The sequence below is a fragment of the Lactobacillus sp. ESL0233 genome (assembly GCF_003692995.1).
Lineage (GTDB): Bacteria > Bacillota > Bacilli > Lactobacillales > Lactobacillaceae > Lactobacillus > Lactobacillus bombicola.
This window is the reverse complement of record NZ_REHH01000006.1, coordinates 89,673-107,320: the sequence shown is the minus strand read 5'-3', so window position 1 is coordinate 107,320 and position 17,648 is coordinate 89,673. Positions and strand designations below refer to the sequence as shown.

Genomic DNA, 17,648 nt, shown 5'->3' with positions numbered 1-17,648 from the left:
TTAATCATCCATTTCATCAAAGTGAGGTAAATATTTTTCTAACCCATCATATGGCTTTTGCAGTGTTAAAATTTTAGGACCATCTGCCGTAATTACAAAAGTATGCTCAAATTGAGCCGATTTAGAACCATCTGGTGTAGCATAAAATACCCAATCATCATTTGGATCATCAACTGTCTTTTGAATAATCCGCCAATCTCCACCAGCTTCTACCATTGGTTCACAGGTAATGGTCATACCCTCGCGAAGGCGTAAACCATGGCCAGCTTTACCCCAATGAGGAACTTCGGGATCTTCGTGAATACTAGGCTGAATACCATGACCAACCAATTCTTTTACATCACCATAATTGTGCTCATCTTCTACATAGTGTTGGATGGCGGCACCAATATCCCCAATGCGGTTACCTAAAATGGCTTGATCAATTCCTAAATACATTGACTTTTTTGTAACTTCCATCAAATCACGGTCAGCTTCTGAAATTTCACCAACAGCATAAGTTGTACATGAATCAGTTTCAAAACCATTTAAATTGCACGTTACATCAACTTTAACTAAGTCACCATTTTGTAAAATCGTATCTCGACGCGGAGTTGCATGAGCAATTTGATCATTTATCGAAATACAGGTGCCATACTTATAACCTTCAAAGCCTTGTTCAGATAAGCGACCGCCACGACTGTTTACAAATTCTTGGCAAAATTCTTCAATTGCCCAGGTTGTTATTCCTGGTTGAATTACATCACGTAAAGACTCAAACATTGACGCTAATAAACGTCCTGAAGCCTGCATCCCCTTTAATTCTCGAATGGATTTAATAGTAATCAAAGTTAACTTCTCCTCTATAAAAAATGATATTTATTTACATTATAGCGTTTTTTAAAAGTTTACTAAAGAGTTTCGTTAAGTGTTCAAAGTTATGTATAATACTATGATAGAAAATATGTGAAAGGCATGAAAAAATATGAAGGCAAGAATTGTTTATGCTAGTATGACTGGCAATAATGCAGATATAGCCGATATCTTAGAAGAAGAGTTACAAGATTATGGTTTTGATGTGGAAACCAGCGAAGCTGAATTCACTGATGCCAACGATTATTTAAGCAGTGATTTATGCATATTTGTCACTTATACCTATGGTGAAGGTACAATGACCGATGAAATATCAGATTTTTACGAACAGTTAAAAGAATTAAACTTAACTGGAAAATATTTTGCTGTACTGGGTAGCGGTGATCTGGTTTATGCTGACCATTTTTGCGAAAATGTTTTTGATTTTGAAAAAATGTTTAAACAAGTAGGAGCTAAGGAAATTACTAAACCAGTTACCATTGAAAACGCACCTGATGATGAAGCAATTTCTAAAATTGAAAATGCGGCAAAAGAAATGGCTGACCAATTAAATGATTAAGGATAAAAAAATAAATACTGACAGATTTAATTCAATTACTGATCCTAAAATTCATCATTTAGCACAAAAAGTAGTCACAAAACATCGCAATCTTGTGGTTTACATGATTTTTGGATTTATTGCAGCATTAATCAATACCGTGGTTTTTATGATCCTGCATAAATGGTGGCACAGTGCCGTTTTAATTTCTAATACAATTGCGTTTATTATTTCCAACTTAGCTTCGTTTGTGTTTAATCAAAAAGCTGTTTTTATTAATAATGTTGATCAAAAGCACTCCACTTGGCAAAAGTTAATTGTCTTTTTTACCTACCGCATTATTAGTCTTATTCCTGATAGCTTAATTATGCTAGTTGGGCTTTCTTGGCTCGGACTAAACGCGCTTTGGGTTAAAATTATTGATCAGGTATTAGTTGGTATTTTTAATTATTTAACTACTCGTTCCGTATTTCAAGCCCAAGAATCAACAATGATTGAACGAGCTAAAAGAAAAATTAAGTCACATCAAGCAAAAAAATAGTAAAAAAATAAGTCACATAATTGTGACTTATTTTTTTATTCAAAATCGGCTGGTCGTTGCTTTTGACCATCAGCAAAATAATAAGCAATATCTTCCATAATTCGCTCACAAGCATGACCATCACCATAAGGATTTTGGGCATTAGCCATTTGCAAATAAATATCTTTATTATCAAGTAGTTCACGCATTGCTGAACGGACATCAGCTTGTTGCGTACCAACTAATTTCAATGTACCAGCTTTAACTCCTTCAGGACGCTCAGTGGTGTCTCTTAAAACTAGTACGGGCTTATTTAATGCTGGCGCTTCTTCTTGTACACCACCTGAATCCGTCATAATAAAATAACTTCTTTTAGCTAAATTATGAAAATCGACGACATCCAAAGGAGCAATTAAATGTATCCGAGAATCATTACCCAGAATTTCATAAGCAACTTCTTGAACTTTAGGTGAAAGATGAACTGGATAAATAATTTCTACATCATCATGTTCAGCAACAATCTGTTTCATTGCTTTGAAAACTCGTCTCATTGGTTGGCCTTGATTTTCACGCCGATGCATTGTTACCAAAATGATCCGATTACCTGGTTGAATTAAGTCCAGCACATCATGATGGTAGTTTGATTGAACTGTCTGTTCGAGTGCATCGATTGCTGTATTACCGGTAACAAAAATTCGCTCTAGTTGGTGATTTTCTTGTAGTAAGTTGGCCTTACTTGTTTTAGTTGGCGCAAAATATAAGTCAGCTAAATCATCTGTCATTTGGCGGTTCATTTCTTCAGGAAATGGCGAATATTTATTCCAAGTTCTAAGACCAGCTTCTACATGACCAATTGGACACTGCTCATAAAAGCTAGCAAGACTAGCCGCAAAACTAGTTGTAGTATCGCCATGTACTAAAACAAGGTCTGGTTCTTCTTTTTTAATCACATTAGCAAGATCAAGCATTACTTTTGCGGTGATTTCTTCTAATGATTGATTCTTTTTCATGATATTAAAATCATAGTCCGGCTGAATATTAAAAATGGTAAGTACCTGGTCAAGCATTTCTCGATGTTGTGCACTAACTACGGTGATTTCATCAAAGCGATCATCGGCTTGTAATTTCAGTACTAGCGGTGCCATTTTAATTGCTTCCGGTCTTGTGCCGAAAACCATCATTACTTTTATTTTAGTCATAAAAACCTCCATTTTAATAGTAATAACTTAACTGCCAAAAAACAAGTTTTTATGTTTTAATTACTATAATCGTTTTAATTATGAGGAAACCGATGAACTACAACTTTACTTTACTGCTTTTCACCAGTATTTTAATCATTGTCTCTAGCTTTAGTCTTGTCTTTAGCTTTGATCGGCAAAAAAATAGCTACCAACGAAAAAAGCTATTTTTAATTGCTACAATAGGATTTATAATAGCCGCTATTTTAATGGTAATTATTTTAGAGTCACCTCTGGCTACAATTTATCTAATGCAAAAATGATAACGCTTTCTAAAATGTGCTGTATAATTAATAGTGTCTAAATAAATAGAAAAGAGGTAAACACAATGAGTGAAGAAAAAAATGGTAAAAATGTTTGGGTTACTACCCATGGCGAGCAATGGGCCGTTAAAGTTGAAGGCGCTGAACGAGCTCGTAAAGTCTTTGATCGCAAAGAAGATGCGTTAGCCTTTGGCAAACAATTAGCGCAAAAAAATAAGGGCGAGTTAATTAGTCAAAAGAAAAATGGTCAAATTAATCTTAAAAATTCATATGGCAATGATAGTCCCAAAGACAAAGGCTAAAATTTATCTTTTATAAATTAGCTACAAAAAAGGCTTCAACTTTTAGTTGAAGCCTTTTTGGAACTGATATATCAAGCTTTATAGTCTTAAGTTAATGACCCCGGTGAGATTCGAACTCACCTCTACGGTTTAGGAGACCATTGTTCTATCCAGATGAACTACAGGGTCATGCATAGTTAACTTTACCAAATTTGAATGATAAAAGCCAACTTTTTTTACATTAATATTGTCTAATATAATATGAACGCGACGTACTAGCTTCAGCAATTTTATCAGCTGCAATTACAAATGGTGTCCAGATGGCCAGAGCAATTACCATATTAATAAGACATAAGATAATTGCACGCCAATCATAATTACACGCCAAGAATGGTCCAATAATTGGTGGAATAATACTTGGTACTGCTACTTGAACAGGATTAACTAGACCTAAGGCACTCACCCAATATGAAAATGCCACATTCACCAATGGCGCAACTATAAATGGAATAAAGTAAATTGGATTAAGTACAACCGGTAAGCCAAGGACAATGGGTTCATTAATATTAAAAATGCCTGGTGCTAAAGCCACCTTAGCAATAGTGCGATAGTCACTCCGTTTAGAAAAGAGCAAAATAGATACAATTAGCATAAGGGTGCCACCAGTTCCACCAAACCAAGCAAAAGCATCAAAAGAACCACGCACCCAAAGAAAAGGTACATCATGCCCTGTTCTAACCGCTGTTACATTAACATTCTGAGCCGTTAACCAGATTGAGTCTAAAATTGGTGCCCAAACGCTTAGTCCATTAATACCGAAAAAGCCAAAGATTTGCACTAATAAAGTAACTAGCATTACCATACCAAATCCTTGTCCCATCTTAACTAAGGGTACTTGTAAAGTGGCTAATAGCCAGTTGCCAAAATAGGTACCAGTAATTGTTTGAAAGACAAAGTTAATCAACCCGACACTAAAAATTGCAATAATAGCAGGAATTAAAGAGTCAAATGCTTTTTGTTCAGCATAGGGCAAAGTAGTTGATAAATGTAAAGTTAGCCGTGCCTTACAACAAAGCGCAAAAATTGAAACCCCAATTGTGCCAAACAAAATTGCAGTAAAGATACCCGTCGTTGAAAATTGTGAAATGTTAAATGATTGGTGGATTGAGACAACCTTACCATTAACACTAAGTTTGGTTAAATTAGCAATACTCATGGCCAAAGACGATAAAGAAACAATAGCACCAGCAATGGGATCAACCTCGATGCTTTTAGCCAAATGAAAACCTAAAGACATTGCCAAAAACATCGCAAATAAGGCAAAAGTACCACGCCATACCACATTACTGATTAAGGTAAGCGGCTGCATTACCCAGGCAAAAGTTGTCCAACCTAAATCATCTCTTGCCACTATAATTAAACTTCTGATTAACACAGCGAGCGATCCAGCTATTGTGATCGGCATTATTGAAATAAATGCATCCCTTAAGGCAACTAGCCAATGGGCTTGTCCTAACTTGTTAGCTAAGGGCAAAATATAATCTTCTAACCAAGCTACTAATCGACTCATTTTTGGTCCTTCTTTTTTAAATAATGTGGATGATAACCCTTATTTTTACGATGTCGCTTTTTATTGCTTTTTCGCTTTTTATTAGCGGTCTCAGTAACTTCTTTTTCTGCAGTGACTGCTTTTTTAAGAGGTAATTTTTGAGATAAACGATTTTTGCCAAAATAAACACGCTCAAGTTCAACAGAATTAACTAGTAAATTTTTTAAGTCACGAAAATCATGATCATTGCCTAAAGTGACAACATATCCATTAGCCCCCATCCTGCCTGTACGTCCAGCCCGGTGCAAATATGTATTAGCTTCACTAGGAATATCAAAATTAATAACATAAGTAACTCCCGTTAAGTCTAAGCCACGTGCCGCTAAATCAGTTGCCAATAATAATTTTAGGTGGCCTACTTTAAAATTGTGTAGGGCTTCTGCTCTTTTTTGTTTACTGAATTCATTTGCCAAAAGATCAAATTTAGTTTTAGTATGAGCTAAAATCCCCGCAAATCGCATCATTGTTTGATTAGAGTCAAAAAACAAAATTCCCTTAAAATTATTAAGCCTTACTAAACGCTGAATAAAATCTAGTTTGTGCGTATTATCAACTTGCAAAAAATAGTTTTTTACCGTTGTTTTCTGGTCTGGACGAACATCAATTAAAACAAAGTTGCGTGCAAACAGCTCGTCAGCTTGACGCGTAATTTCTGATTCTGTTGCGCCAAATAATAAAATCTGGGCATCAGAACGTAAGTTTTGTCCTAGAGAACTAAGTAATTCCATTTTACTAAATTCCAAAATATCATCAGCTTCATCTATTACCAAGGTGCTAATCTGATTGACTTTAATACGACCACTTGAAAAAAAATCAAAAAATCGCCCAGGAGTAGCCACAATTACTTCTGGGTGCTTTTTCTTTAAGTTATCTTCCTGGCGTTTACGATTTCCAGCGCCGACCAAACTAATTCCCTTTAAGTTCAACTCATCAAGAAATGGATTAATTGCATGCCGAATTTGTACAGCTAATTCAGTTGTCGGAGCAAAAATTACTAGACTATTTGCTTCACCTACTTTAACTTTTTCTAAACTAGGTATTGCATAAGCTAAAGTTTTGCCCGTTCCGGTCTTAGCTAATGCAATACAACTTTCACCACTTAAAATTGCCTCTCTTGTTTTTGTTTGAATTAATGTTGGTTGATTAAAGCCTAATCTAGCCAAGGTTGATTGAATTTCTGTTTTCATTATTATTTTAACTTGTCCATATTCTATGTCTACTTAACAAAAAAGTTATTGTTTACAGGTTATAAATGTCTTGTTCTCATCCTACTAGTCTATCATATCAATATTTTTTGTATAATTTCCAGAAATAAATTCGCTAATAACTAAAAATGACTGTTTTAAAACAGTCATTAATTAAGTTTATTCTTCTACCAAATAAATTGGTTTTTGTCCGTTCAATACCCGCTTAACGTCAGTCATACTCTGTTCAATCATATTTTTAACCGCAGTTTTAGTATAATATGCGGAATGAGGAGTAAAAACAACATTAGGCATTTTTGCTAGTTCCTGATAATCCGCAGGTAATTCGGCAATATTAGTAAATTTTTTCATTACGATATTTTCTTCACCAGTCATCACATCAAGCGAAGCACCTGCAATTTCTCTATTTTTTAATGCTGTAATTAAAGCTTGAGTATCAATTAGAGGCCCTCTAGCTGCATTTATAATATAGGCTGTACTTTTCATTTTTTTAAATTCAGCAGCCCCAATCATATTGTCCATCCCAGGTTCAAATGGTGTGTGCAAGGTTAAAATATCAGCTTCTTTAATGACAGTTTCAAAGTCAGTGTAATCAAGAAAAGCTTCATTGGCAGGATTTTCCACAATATCATAGGCGATTACTTTAGCACCTAAAGCATGAAACAGTTCAGCAACTGCCCCACCAATTCGACCAACACCAATAATGCCAATAGTTTGATTATAGATTTCATCACTAATCAAATCTTCACTACGCACAAAGTTTAAATCTTCGTATTCATTTTTAAAAATTGGACCCCATTTTCTCAACAGATACATAGCAGAAGTAAGGGTATTTTCAGCTACTGCTCGGGGAGAATAAGCTGGCGTATTAGTAATAATTAGATTATACTTATGTGCAAATTCCCAATTAATAATATTATAGCCAACTGACCGCAAGGCAATTTGCTTAATACCATAAGAAGCAAGTTTACGATAAACAGCTTCTTCATTAATATCAAAAATTTGTAAGACACTAACCACGTCAAACCCTTTTGCAAGTTCAACAGTTTCAGCATCAAGTTTTTTAACTGTAGTTTGCAATTCATCTTCAACGTGGTTGTGATTCCATTTATCTACATATACCTGCTGTTCAGGCGTCATATTGTATAATAAAGCCTTCATTATTCGTTCTCCTTATAGTCATAGAAGCTTCTTTTTACCTTTTTAATATTAATAAGCTTTTTTACCTTTCTTATAAACAGCTTTATCAACTTGGGTAACAGCTGTAATTTCAGCAAGAGGATTTTTCTTTAAAACCAAGAAATCGGCAAATTTACCGGCTACTAATGAACCATATTCATCATCAATTTTCATTAACTTAGCAGAATTTCGACTAGTTTGTAAAGCTTCAAAATTGGTAAAGCCTTGTTCAACTAACAAAGGCAACTCTTGCGGCGTCATCTTAAAATCATTAAATGGCGTTCCAGCATCTGTTCCCAATGTTATTGGTACGCCAGAATTTTTGGCGTGGGTAATATTTTGCCGTAAATCTTTCCAAGCCGAGGCAATTTTCGCCATTTCCCATTCTGGAATTTTACCGGGAGCATATGCAATAAATGCCCAAGCACCAACAATTGTTGGTGTTAAATATGTACCCTTTTTAAGCATCAGTTCTATTTCTTCATCGTTAACATAAAAGCCATGCTCAACACTATCAACACCTGCTCTTATGGCATTCATAATTCCCGGATTACCCTCAGCGTGAGCAGCAACAGTAAATCCTTTATGATGTGCCTCTTCAACAGCAGCATGAATTTCACTTTCACTAAGCTGAGGATCATCCATAAAATCATTTTCAGTCATTACCCCACCAGTTGCCATTACTTTAATTGTTCTAGCACCTTTTTTAATGCCTTGACGAACAGCCTTACGCATTTCATCAGGAGAATCAACCAAGTGACCAAAATTAGGCATGTCGCCGTGGCCACCGGTCATTGAATATGGACGGCCCGAAGGTAAAATTTCTGGTACATTAGTCAATTCTCCCCTCTTTATTAAGTTATTAAGGGCAATATCGATATCATACGTACTGCCACATTCACGAATATAGGTTACACCTGACTTTAATAGCTCATGCAAATGCTTAACTGCTCTAACAGTTGCTTCAACAACATTTGCTGAACTATCACCATCTGGTGTCTGTGGATCCATAATGATGTGAGTATGGCAGTTAATCAAACCTGGAATTACATATTGACCAGTCAAATCAACCATCTGATCAGCCTTGGGTAAAGTATTAGACCCTACTTTAATAATTTTACCTGTATCATCATCAACTAATAAATAACTATTGGGTTTTACTTCTTCATCTTCACCATTAAACAAATTAAAATTAAAAAAAACTGTTTGCGTCATCTTAAAAACTCCCTTTATAAAAAAGCACTTATCCCAATACAAGGACAAGTGCTTCATGTTACCACTTTTAAATTTATCTATTACTTCCGTAATAAAGCCCGATTAATTATCTAACAATTGATTGCACTATACCACTATAAATTAGTAAATACCAACTAAGATAATTAGTTAACACTAATAAAAGTAGTGCCCATAGTATTTAAAACTTTCACTAATACTTTCATTACTAATTTATCGAGTAATTGCCTTTTTAAATCATATTTAATTAACTTTTAATTTAGCATCCTATACATATCTTGTCAATAAAAATTAGGGCAAGCTTTAAATTTACTTATAATAGAATCCCAGCTACATCCAGGTATTTAACAGAAAATTCCGCTGGCAAAGTAATTGCACCTCCAAATACAACTACTAATATGCAACTTAATTATCTGTTCGTATGCTCGATGAACTTAGATTAGTGGTACTATCCGCAGTAGCAAATTTAGTAGACAATTGTAATGAAATTGACCTAAAATCTATCCCTTTTCTAGCCAATTTTTTATCAAATATAAGAGTAGCTTATAAAAATGATTCATGCTCAATAGTTTAATAAATCACCATTGTTGACAATCGTCTTAGTTCAGCTTGAGATAAACATTTACAAATATTAGTAAATGTTTACCCAAGTAAGAATATATTTATTAATTTTAGTGCTAGCTAGCGGATACAAAAAACTATATTAAACTATAAATTAAAAAAAAATACTAAACCGAATTTTATAAAAAAAACTTAATAAATTTATTTAATGCCTCTTCTACCGTACTTCTCTATGATTATCGAAAAACTGACTGAATAAGACTTGCTTTATTTCAGCCAGTTCCATATTTTCAGTTTCATTTGCTCTAATTTTTGTAAATAAGGGTTGAATAATTTGATCAAATTTTACCAATTCATCTTTGGCTGGTATCTTAACGGTTAATGAATTGAGATTTTTTTGCGATATTTTTTGTTGCACTGCACCAGTGATAATCGTTGATACCTTTTTTTGCCTAAAGAATAAATATAACCATTCCGTCGAAACATGTTTACCTTGAAGAACATGAACATGATTATTAGGCCAAAATTTCCCAAAAACATATTGTAAGACTGGATAACCATCCTTGTCTTCAACTGATCCATCTTCACCTAATAGTAAATAAATGCCATCAAAATTATATTTATCAATATAATCATTGACAGCAGCTGCACCAATATAGCGATATTTACCTTGTATTGCTAGACGCTTCCGATTAGCAATTGGTCGCCTGAATTTATCAAAATTAGCCATATATGAACCAATCTTTTCCTTACCGGAGTTCACATTGGGGAAATACTTTTTAAAAATAGTTTCTGCTAGAGCAAGTAAGTTTTCATTTATTTGTATATTAAGTGCGATTTTTTTATCAATTTGCAAAAATATATTAGCAATCCGTTCCTGTTCTTCTAATGGAGGAACTGGAACCAATAGACGCTTAAAAGCAGTTTTATTAAACTTGGGCTGTGCACTACCAGAAACAATTGTTTTCATTAAGTCCTGGCCACTGGGACTAGATAAAAAGTAATAATAGTAATCATTATTATACTTGGTATCAATTACAATTGCATTCGGTCCCAAAGACATCGGCTTATCAAGTTGCGGAGCTTTAAAGGTGGTACCTAAATGAGTACCAACATTAGAAATAATAATTTCTCCGCCATAAAGTTTCGTTTTCTTTAAAAATTGATAACCAGCCTTATTTATATACTGAAATGGTCCTTTAAAATTATTTCTATAATCAGTGAGCCTGATCAAAACTGCATAGCCCTGCGATTCATTTGTATAAATAACATTTTCTTTTAAGGATTTAAAACTACCATTTGCCACATAATCAGTTATTTTTGTGCATATTTCACCAATAGATCTATATTTCATAACCCAGACCTTTCAGCACTTGTCGAACATCATTTTGCAACTTGTCACTTTTAGCAAATTGTTCTTTAAGGTCACTAGTCAGTTTGGTCATTCGTGCTTCATATGACTCACCGACTTTGGCTTGCTTGGCTATTCCTACATAACGACTTGGAATTAAAACATAATCATTCTGCGCAATTTCAGATAATTTGACTACTTTGCAAAAACCAGCAATATCTTTATATTGCTCGTCGATAGTTCCACGATAAGCATGATAGATTGTCGCTAGCTTATTGATATCTTCCTTAGAGAAGCGACGATGCTTACGGTCAACCATTTCGCCTAAATTGCGGGCATCAATAAATAAAGTTTCATTCTTACGGTTGCGCTCATCGCTCGATTGCTTATCCATATCTACAAACCAAAGCGATACAGCAATACCAGTTGAATAAAACATCTTATCAGGCAAAGCTACAATTGCATCAATTTTATCGTCCTCAAGTAAAGCTTTGCGAATTTCGTATTCTTCCTTAGTTGAAGTTGACAATGCTCCATTAGCTAAGACAAAGCCTGCTTTTCCGTCTGGAGCAAGTTTACTAATTATATGCTCAATCCAAGCATAATTGGCATTACCAATTGGGGGTATTCCATATTTCCAACGTGGATCATCTATCAGCTTTTCACCATTCCAATTTTTTACATTAAAGGGTGGATTAGCTAAAACAAAGTCAAACTTTTCATTTTTATGAAAGTCATTGGTAAAGGTATCCCCTTGCTGTGGACCAAGATTATTATCAATTCCTTGAATAGCTAGATTCATCTTAGCTAATTTCCAAGTCGTAGGATTGGATTCTTCGCCATAAACTGATAAATCAGAAACATCTCCTTGATGCTCTACAACAAATTTATCAGATTGCACAAACATTCCACCTGATCCACAACAAGGATCATAAATTTTGCCTTTGAATGGCTCAATCAGTTCCACTAAGGTGCGTACAATCGAACGAGGAGTATAAAATTCTCCGCCCTTTTTTCCTTCTTGGGCGGCAAATTTAATTAAAAAATATTCATAGACACGCCCCAACACATCAGAGCGCATAGCTCTGGCACAGCCTAAACTAATGTCAGAAATCAATTCGACAACCTCACTTAAGCGACTTTTATCTAAATCGGGCGAAGCATACTCCTTACTCAAAATCCCTCGAAGTGAGGTATTATTTTTTTCGATTTCGCGCATAGCTCGATCAATTACTTTACCAACTTGCGGTGTATTAGCTGCTTTTTGAATTACATCCCAACGCGCTTGCTTTGGTACCCAAAAAACATTTGCAACTTTATATTCTGTTGGATTCTCAGACTTTTCTGGATAATCAGACTTCAAAAGTTCTTGATGTTTAGTTTCAAATGAATCTGAAATATATTTTAGAAAAATCAATCCTAAAACCACATTACGATATTCAGATGAATCCATGCTTCCACGCAAAGCATCTGCGGTTTGCCATAATTTGTTTTCAATACCTAATTCGCTTATCTTTTTTACCATTAATCTGTTTCCTTTAGTTCTTGTAGTTAATTTGAAGCCTCTTTAAAATAATGCTTAAATAAAAAAGTATTTCTAATCGTTACTTAACCATAAGAAATAAATATTCAACTGGTTAATTTTATTTTAGTCACTTGTCTACCTAATCTTGCCATTGAAACAAAATGCTCTTAATTATCATATTTTCAGTTAAATCGCTAGCTAGCTACCTCATCTCCTATGGATTTATATCTTTTAATTTCTATATTTTATCATAGAAGTGGCTCGACCTTTTTACTTATTAAATTTATTAACCATACCAAAAAACTTGCTGTCTCCAGTAATGGAACAACAAGTTTTTTTAAAAAGTTAATAAAGAGTATCATAACCAAATTAAATCACTTATCTTCTTATTAACCGTGCAACCGTACTAGTTCTGATCAGTATAAAAACTTTTTAAACGATAAGTCGTTACTGGTTCAACATAATAATGATATTGGGCAACCAAATTACAAATTTCGTCCCCATTAATCAAAGTAATCATTCTCGTACCCTGCCTTGCGGCTTTCACTGCACCCCGGGTAAAATCTGCTGTTGTAATAAAAATACCAAATTCCGCGTTATACTTATCCATTGCTCCGCGAAATTTATCAATCTCTGGTGCTGGAACATTTCCTTGCCAGCGTTTAGCTTGCAGGGCAACTCGAGTAGTTCGATAATCATCTGAACGCACATAACCAAAGCCATCCAAACCGCCATCAGCAACATAACTAACACCAATTGTATCATCGACATCAATACCCATTTTAGTCAAGAGACCTCGACAAAAGAGTTCAAATTTTGATGGATTCATTTGTATCAAAGCCGAAAGCAAGTCTTGCCGCCACTGGTCCTCGACTACCTCCCTATCAGTTGAAAACTTAGTTGACACAATCTCAGCTAAGTTTTTGGTCTTTAAATCTTTTGAACTATTATCTTCCAAAAATGGTCGAACGTCTTTTTCGGCAGTAAAAGTTGCCAAATTGACACTACGTCCTTTTGCTGATAACTCAACTTGATGATTATCAGCATCAAGCAAGTAACCTGTAGTAAGCAAATATTTAACTGCATAATTAAGTGTATAAGCAAATGGACTATAACGGACACCAGTCTTTTGAGAAACTCTTGTTTTATCTACTTCATTTTCAGAAATTACAGTAGAGTTATCACGAATATCTGCTCTAATTTCTTTTCTGGTAGCTTGACCTCCCAAACGTTTAATGGCAATTAAGACTTCTCTCATTGTTACATTTTCAATGTCAATTTGTTTGTTAGCCATCTATATATCCTTTCCTCTATTGCTTATACATTATACTTAAAATTTTTTGTAACTAAATATTTTATTAATTAAAAAACTAAAATCATCTTACTTTTTTCGCTCAAGCTATCTAAGTGATAAATTTCAATCTAGAATTAAAGTAATAATTCTTTTTATTTAAATACATACAATTATAGAAATAAAATAAGAATATACAAAAATATAATATTTCAAAATATTTGCAGCAAACAATAATTCTAAATTTATAAGCATAATGCAATACAATATTAAAAACATTATTTTTTTTATTCTCACCCATATATTTAATGAAGTTAAAAAATCAAATAACACTGCAACAGCTGAATTTTACCATATAATTTTGTTACAAATTAAAAATTAAGCTCTTTTGCCAGATAACTTTCTATACTTAAATTATTTTTGTCAGTTTCATTACCGTTACTATTTAAACATGCTACTAGCTAATTTTGCCCATTGCACATTAGCCAAAAGCATTAATTTGATATGACTGGTATCTATAAAATTACAAAATTTGAAAGTATTTATGTGAAAACATTAAAATCAAAATCCAACTAAAACACTTGTCGAAAGTATTATAGCTTAAATCCTAAACTTACTTGATGAAATTCATCAAAATTCCATTAAAGTAACTTTAGAGCTATTTTTCCATTCGTAAAATGTTTTAACACAATAAACCGCTTCATCACATATCAATTATTTGCTTCTGCAAGTTTTCAAGCCATATATCTTTGTTTACCATATATTTAATAGTTCTTGTAATTTGTTTTTAGTTGTATTAAGTAGATGGAACAATAGTTTCATAATTACTTATCTTCCTACTTATACCTACCCATAACTATGTCTTTAACTTCTTGCAGATAATCATCGGTATATTCTGGCACAAGTAATTGGCCATCAATGGCATCAAGCATAATTTTTTCTTTATCTTTCAATTTTTTATAAACCGTATTATCAATGAAGCTCATATGAGCAACATCACCTTTGGTCATCAAATAGTAATATCGAGTGTATTGGTCCGCTGGTAATCCTAACCGATTAATTCGATCTCGCGACTGCAACATAAAAGTTAGATTGAAGTTGTATTCAAAGTAAATCGCATCATGTACCGTCTGGTGAAGAGAAATTGATTCACCTAAAGTATTAGGATTTGAAACTAGTACCTGTGCATCTCCCGTCCGAAAATTGTTAATCAGTCCTTCACGGTCCTGCTTAGGAGTTGCACCATAAATTAAAGTGGTTTTGATGCCCATACTATTAAGAGTATCAGTAATCTTTTGCATAGTGCCAACAAACATTCCCCAGACCAGTACTTTCTTTCCTTGACTGACTAATTTATCAATCAAGTCAATACCCATTTCAAACTTAGGCGCTTCTATCTTGGTTAGATCATACTTCTTGTATGCTTCACCGCTACTAATATTTTCTTTCTCAATTGTGATAGCCTGCTTATCCCAAACGCCTGAGTCAGCATCAACAAGTCCTAATTCTTTATAGTTGATATTAGTACTAAGCAATTCTGGATTAGTTGAAGCCTGTAGTAGTCTGATGAAGGTTGCCAGTGTTCCATTTTCATTTTCGTAAATTTCTTGTGCCAATAACTCCTGATTTTTAGATGGAGCCACTTCTTTGATAATATCTGGATCAGACTTGGGGACATGTAAATCTTCCTTGGTGGTCCGCCAAAAAAATGGCGCTAGCTTCTTATTCACGTCCTCTGGGTCAATAGTGTTCAGGGTCGTTAAGTCCCAAGCAAAGAACGAAGAATATTCATCAGGGTACATTAAATGCAAAAAATTGTAGATATCCCTAAATCCATTCGGAATTGGTGTCCCCGTCAAAACATAGCGATAGTGCGGAGCTTGACTTAAACTCAATGCAGCTTTTGCACGTTGACCACCGATACCTTTTACCCGGTGAACCTCATCAAAGACTAACATTGTTTTGGCATCCAATAAGTCATTAATAATGTTTAACTTACTTTGCAATGATTCATAATTGATGGCAATCACATCAGCCTGAATCCAATCATGCTTAATTGCGCCGAGATTATTATTATACTTTTTATCCCGCATATTGAAATAGTGAAGTTCTCGCTTAGGCCCAAAAACTTCTTGAAATTCTGTCCGCCAAGCCGCGAAGGCATTTAAAGGAGATACTACTAGGAGCTTATCGACTTCATTTACTTGAGGACTAGACAAATAAGCAAAAGTTCCATACATCATAGCGGTTTTACCAGCACCAGGTACCGAAAAATTAGCCGCTCGTTTCATGATGGTCATGAAGAAACTAGCTTTTTCTTGCTCTAGCTTTAGTGGCCGCGTAATTTCCTGGTTAACTACTTTTTTGAAGTTTTCGAACTCATGCAGCCAACGATGATCATCATCTTTAATAGTCAAGCCTGCCTGACTTTGTTCTTTAATATAGTACTGGCCCTGTTGTACAAATTGATCGAACTTATTACTAGTTTCAACCTCTGGCAATCCTTTACGTTGCAAACGTCGATTAAGTTTCTTTACTAACTCCAGCAGCTGGACGTAAGTCAAATCTTTTTTAAAGGTTCGTTGCTTAGAATCTTTAAAATAAGGAGCAAAAATTGCTAACCCACGCTGAGCCGTCTTGGTTTCTAGAGTACGGTGAGTATCATCTATTAATTGAAACAGGTCTTCATCATTTTTGATGATAATTGGACTATCTGATTTCATCACCATACTTACTAAAAAGCTCCTTACTTAATTGATTTAAATCACGCATATACTTTTGTAATTCTTTTAACTGATCTTCACTCACTTCGTTATAACGCAAACTTCCAATTAAGCCACCATCCTCATTTAAATCATGATAGTATTTAACATTTTGCTTGATATTACGGATAAACTTATCGACAGATTCACTGTTACGGGCATTCCGCATATAAGCATCAAAAGTATCACCCAGGGCCTCAACTGTTTCGTTTTCGTCAGTTAAACTTTGCATTAAATCCGATGTCGAACAAATCTCTTCATCTTGAAGTGAATCTGATAAATCATCTACCATATCGGCAACATCATCGTTGAAATCTTCATTATCTACACTATTCACAATGTTCTTACTATATTCACGAATATGAGTACGGGCAGTATTACCACTAACTCCGACATGAATTTGATAAAGAATCACGCCAAAATATGAATTCATGGTTTCATTCTTACGAACCTGTGATTCTGGTTCATCACCAAAGTTTTTGGAAAGGGATTTACCCATTTCATAAAAAAGTGACCAAACTTTACTTTCTTTGATGATATTGAAATTATTTTCAGGTGCGCCAATAAACTCCAGGAACCTCTTCATATATACTGCCCCATCATAGTATTTCTTAACTTCAGTAAGTCGCATATGAGAGTCGGCTGCATAGTCGGCTCGAGTCATAATTGGATCATTGCCACTAGTAGTTTGATAGATGTCCACCGCTAGATCAACCGGATCATAATTTTGCCGTTCCTCAACTCCCATTTGAATGGCCAATTCTAGTTTTTTAATCTTAGCCCGCTCAGTAGTATTGTCATATGAAAATGGTAAAACAACTGCCTCAAAATATACTGTTCTTCCGGTTGATTGATGAATACCACGTAGAGCCGTAAAACGACGATTCCCATCAATAATCCGCCCATCATCAAGGACATAGCCATATACCTGTTGGCCTGACTCTTGAATCGATTTTTCTGTCCGTTTCAGTGCTGATGAATTGTCTTGTTCAATCAACTTAGCAACAAAATTGTTGTATTGTGGATCCTCTTGATCATTTGCCGGATGCAATTCGTCCTGATATTGTGAAATACCAGTCGCAATTCGGCCATTTTTATCATTATAGTAAAGGTACTCCAAAGGAATTTTATAGACATCAAGAGTCTCTGAGCTTACACCATCAACTTTAATTGGCAGTTTAGGTTTGGCACCCGTTTTTTCTAATTTACCTTCTTTAGCTAAATGAATTAGCGATATCAT

At 34.5% G+C, this 17,648-nt stretch carries 14 protein-coding genes and 1 tRNA gene; 3 read left to right on the top strand and 12 right to left on the bottom strand.

Annotation, left to right across the window (positions count from 1 at the left end; all coding sequences use genetic code 11):
- Positions 1–828, bottom strand: a complete 828-nt coding sequence (gene map / locus F5ESL0233_RS02145) for a type I methionyl aminopeptidase (protein ID WP_122058510.1) — start codon at positions 826–828, stop codon at positions 1–3.
- Positions 829–964: 136 nt separating this feature from the next.
- Here map and F5ESL0233_RS02140 point away from each other — a divergent pair, with 136 nt between their 5' ends.
- Both F5ESL0233_RS02140 and F5ESL0233_RS02135 read left to right on the top strand, forming a co-directional pair.
- Complete coding sequence (locus tag F5ESL0233_RS02140; protein WP_090092972.1) at positions 965–1,411, top strand: flavodoxin; 447 nt, start codon at positions 965–967, stop codon at positions 1,409–1,411.
- Positions 1,404–1,931, top strand: a complete 528-nt coding sequence (locus tag F5ESL0233_RS02135) for a GtrA family protein (RefSeq protein ID WP_090092970.1) — start codon at positions 1,404–1,406, stop codon at positions 1,929–1,931. Before F5ESL0233_RS02140 ends, F5ESL0233_RS02135 begins: the two co-directional genes overlap by 8 nt.
- Positions 1,932–1,966: 35 nt before the next feature.
- On the opposite strand, the gene wecB is transcribed toward F5ESL0233_RS02135, so the two are convergent.
- Complete coding sequence (wecB, locus tag F5ESL0233_RS02130; protein ID WP_122058508.1) at positions 1,967–3,109, bottom strand: non-hydrolyzing UDP-N-acetylglucosamine 2-epimerase; 1,143 nt, start codon at positions 3,107–3,109, stop codon at positions 1,967–1,969.
- 367 nt (positions 3,110–3,476) lie between these two features.
- Here wecB and F5ESL0233_RS02120 point away from each other — a divergent pair, with 367 nt between their 5' ends.
- Positions 3,477–3,713 carry a DUF2188 domain-containing protein gene (locus tag F5ESL0233_RS02120; RefSeq protein ID WP_090092965.1) on the top strand — a complete coding sequence of 79 codons (237 nt, stop codon included), beginning with the start codon at positions 3,477–3,479 and terminating at the stop codon, positions 3,711–3,713.
- Positions 3,714–3,808: 95 nt separating this feature from the next.
- Here F5ESL0233_RS02120 and F5ESL0233_RS02115 read toward each other — a convergent pair.
- From F5ESL0233_RS02115 to F5ESL0233_RS02070, 10 genes are all read right to left on the bottom strand, one after another.
- Positions 3,809–3,881 (bottom strand) — tRNA-Arg (locus F5ESL0233_RS02115).
- Between the two features lie 52 nt (positions 3,882–3,933).
- On the bottom strand, positions 3,934–5,262 hold the full coding sequence (locus F5ESL0233_RS02110; RefSeq protein ID WP_122058504.1) for a PTS sugar transporter subunit IIC: 1,329 nt from the start codon (positions 5,260–5,262) through the stop codon (positions 3,934–3,936).
- Positions 5,259–6,488 (bottom strand): DEAD/DEAH box helicase, encoded by a 1,230-nt coding sequence (locus tag F5ESL0233_RS02105; protein WP_122058503.1) that lies wholly within the window; start codon positions 6,486–6,488, stop codon positions 5,259–5,261. Before F5ESL0233_RS02105 ends, F5ESL0233_RS02110 begins: the two co-directional genes overlap by 4 nt.
- Positions 6,489–6,665: 177 nt before the next feature.
- Complete coding sequence (locus tag F5ESL0233_RS02100; RefSeq protein WP_122058501.1) at positions 6,666–7,667, bottom strand: NAD(P)-dependent oxidoreductase; 1,002 nt, start codon at positions 7,665–7,667, stop codon at positions 6,666–6,668.
- 48 nt (positions 7,668–7,715) lie between these two features.
- Positions 7,716–8,900, bottom strand: coding sequence for an amidohydrolase family protein (locus F5ESL0233_RS02095; RefSeq protein ID WP_090093502.1), 1,185 nt, complete (start codon positions 8,898–8,900; stop codon positions 7,716–7,718).
- 796 nt (positions 8,901–9,696) lie between these two features.
- Complete coding sequence (locus tag F5ESL0233_RS02090) at positions 9,697–10,833, bottom strand: restriction endonuclease subunit S (protein WP_122058500.1); 1,137 nt, start codon at positions 10,831–10,833, stop codon at positions 9,697–9,699.
- Positions 10,823–12,355 carry a class I SAM-dependent DNA methyltransferase gene (locus F5ESL0233_RS02085; RefSeq protein ID WP_122058498.1) on the bottom strand — a complete coding sequence of 511 codons (1,533 nt, stop codon included), beginning with the start codon at positions 12,353–12,355 and terminating at the stop codon, positions 10,823–10,825. The genes F5ESL0233_RS02090 and F5ESL0233_RS02085 overlap by 11 nt, the downstream gene beginning before the upstream one ends.
- 406 nt (positions 12,356–12,761) lie before the next feature.
- Positions 12,762–13,649, bottom strand: a complete 888-nt coding sequence (locus F5ESL0233_RS02080) for a restriction endonuclease (protein ID WP_122058497.1) — start codon at positions 13,647–13,649, stop codon at positions 12,762–12,764.
- Positions 13,650–14,482: 833 nt separating this feature from the next.
- A complete protein-coding gene (locus tag F5ESL0233_RS02075; RefSeq protein ID WP_122058495.1) occupies positions 14,483–16,375 on the bottom strand; it encodes a DEAD/DEAH box helicase in 1,893 nt (630 codons plus the stop codon).
- The gene (locus F5ESL0233_RS02070) at positions 16,356–17,648 is read right to left on the bottom strand and encodes a hypothetical protein (RefSeq protein WP_122058493.1); all 1,293 of its coding nucleotides are present in this window, start codon (positions 17,646–17,648) and stop codon (positions 16,356–16,358) included. Before F5ESL0233_RS02070 ends, F5ESL0233_RS02075 begins: the two co-directional genes overlap by 20 nt.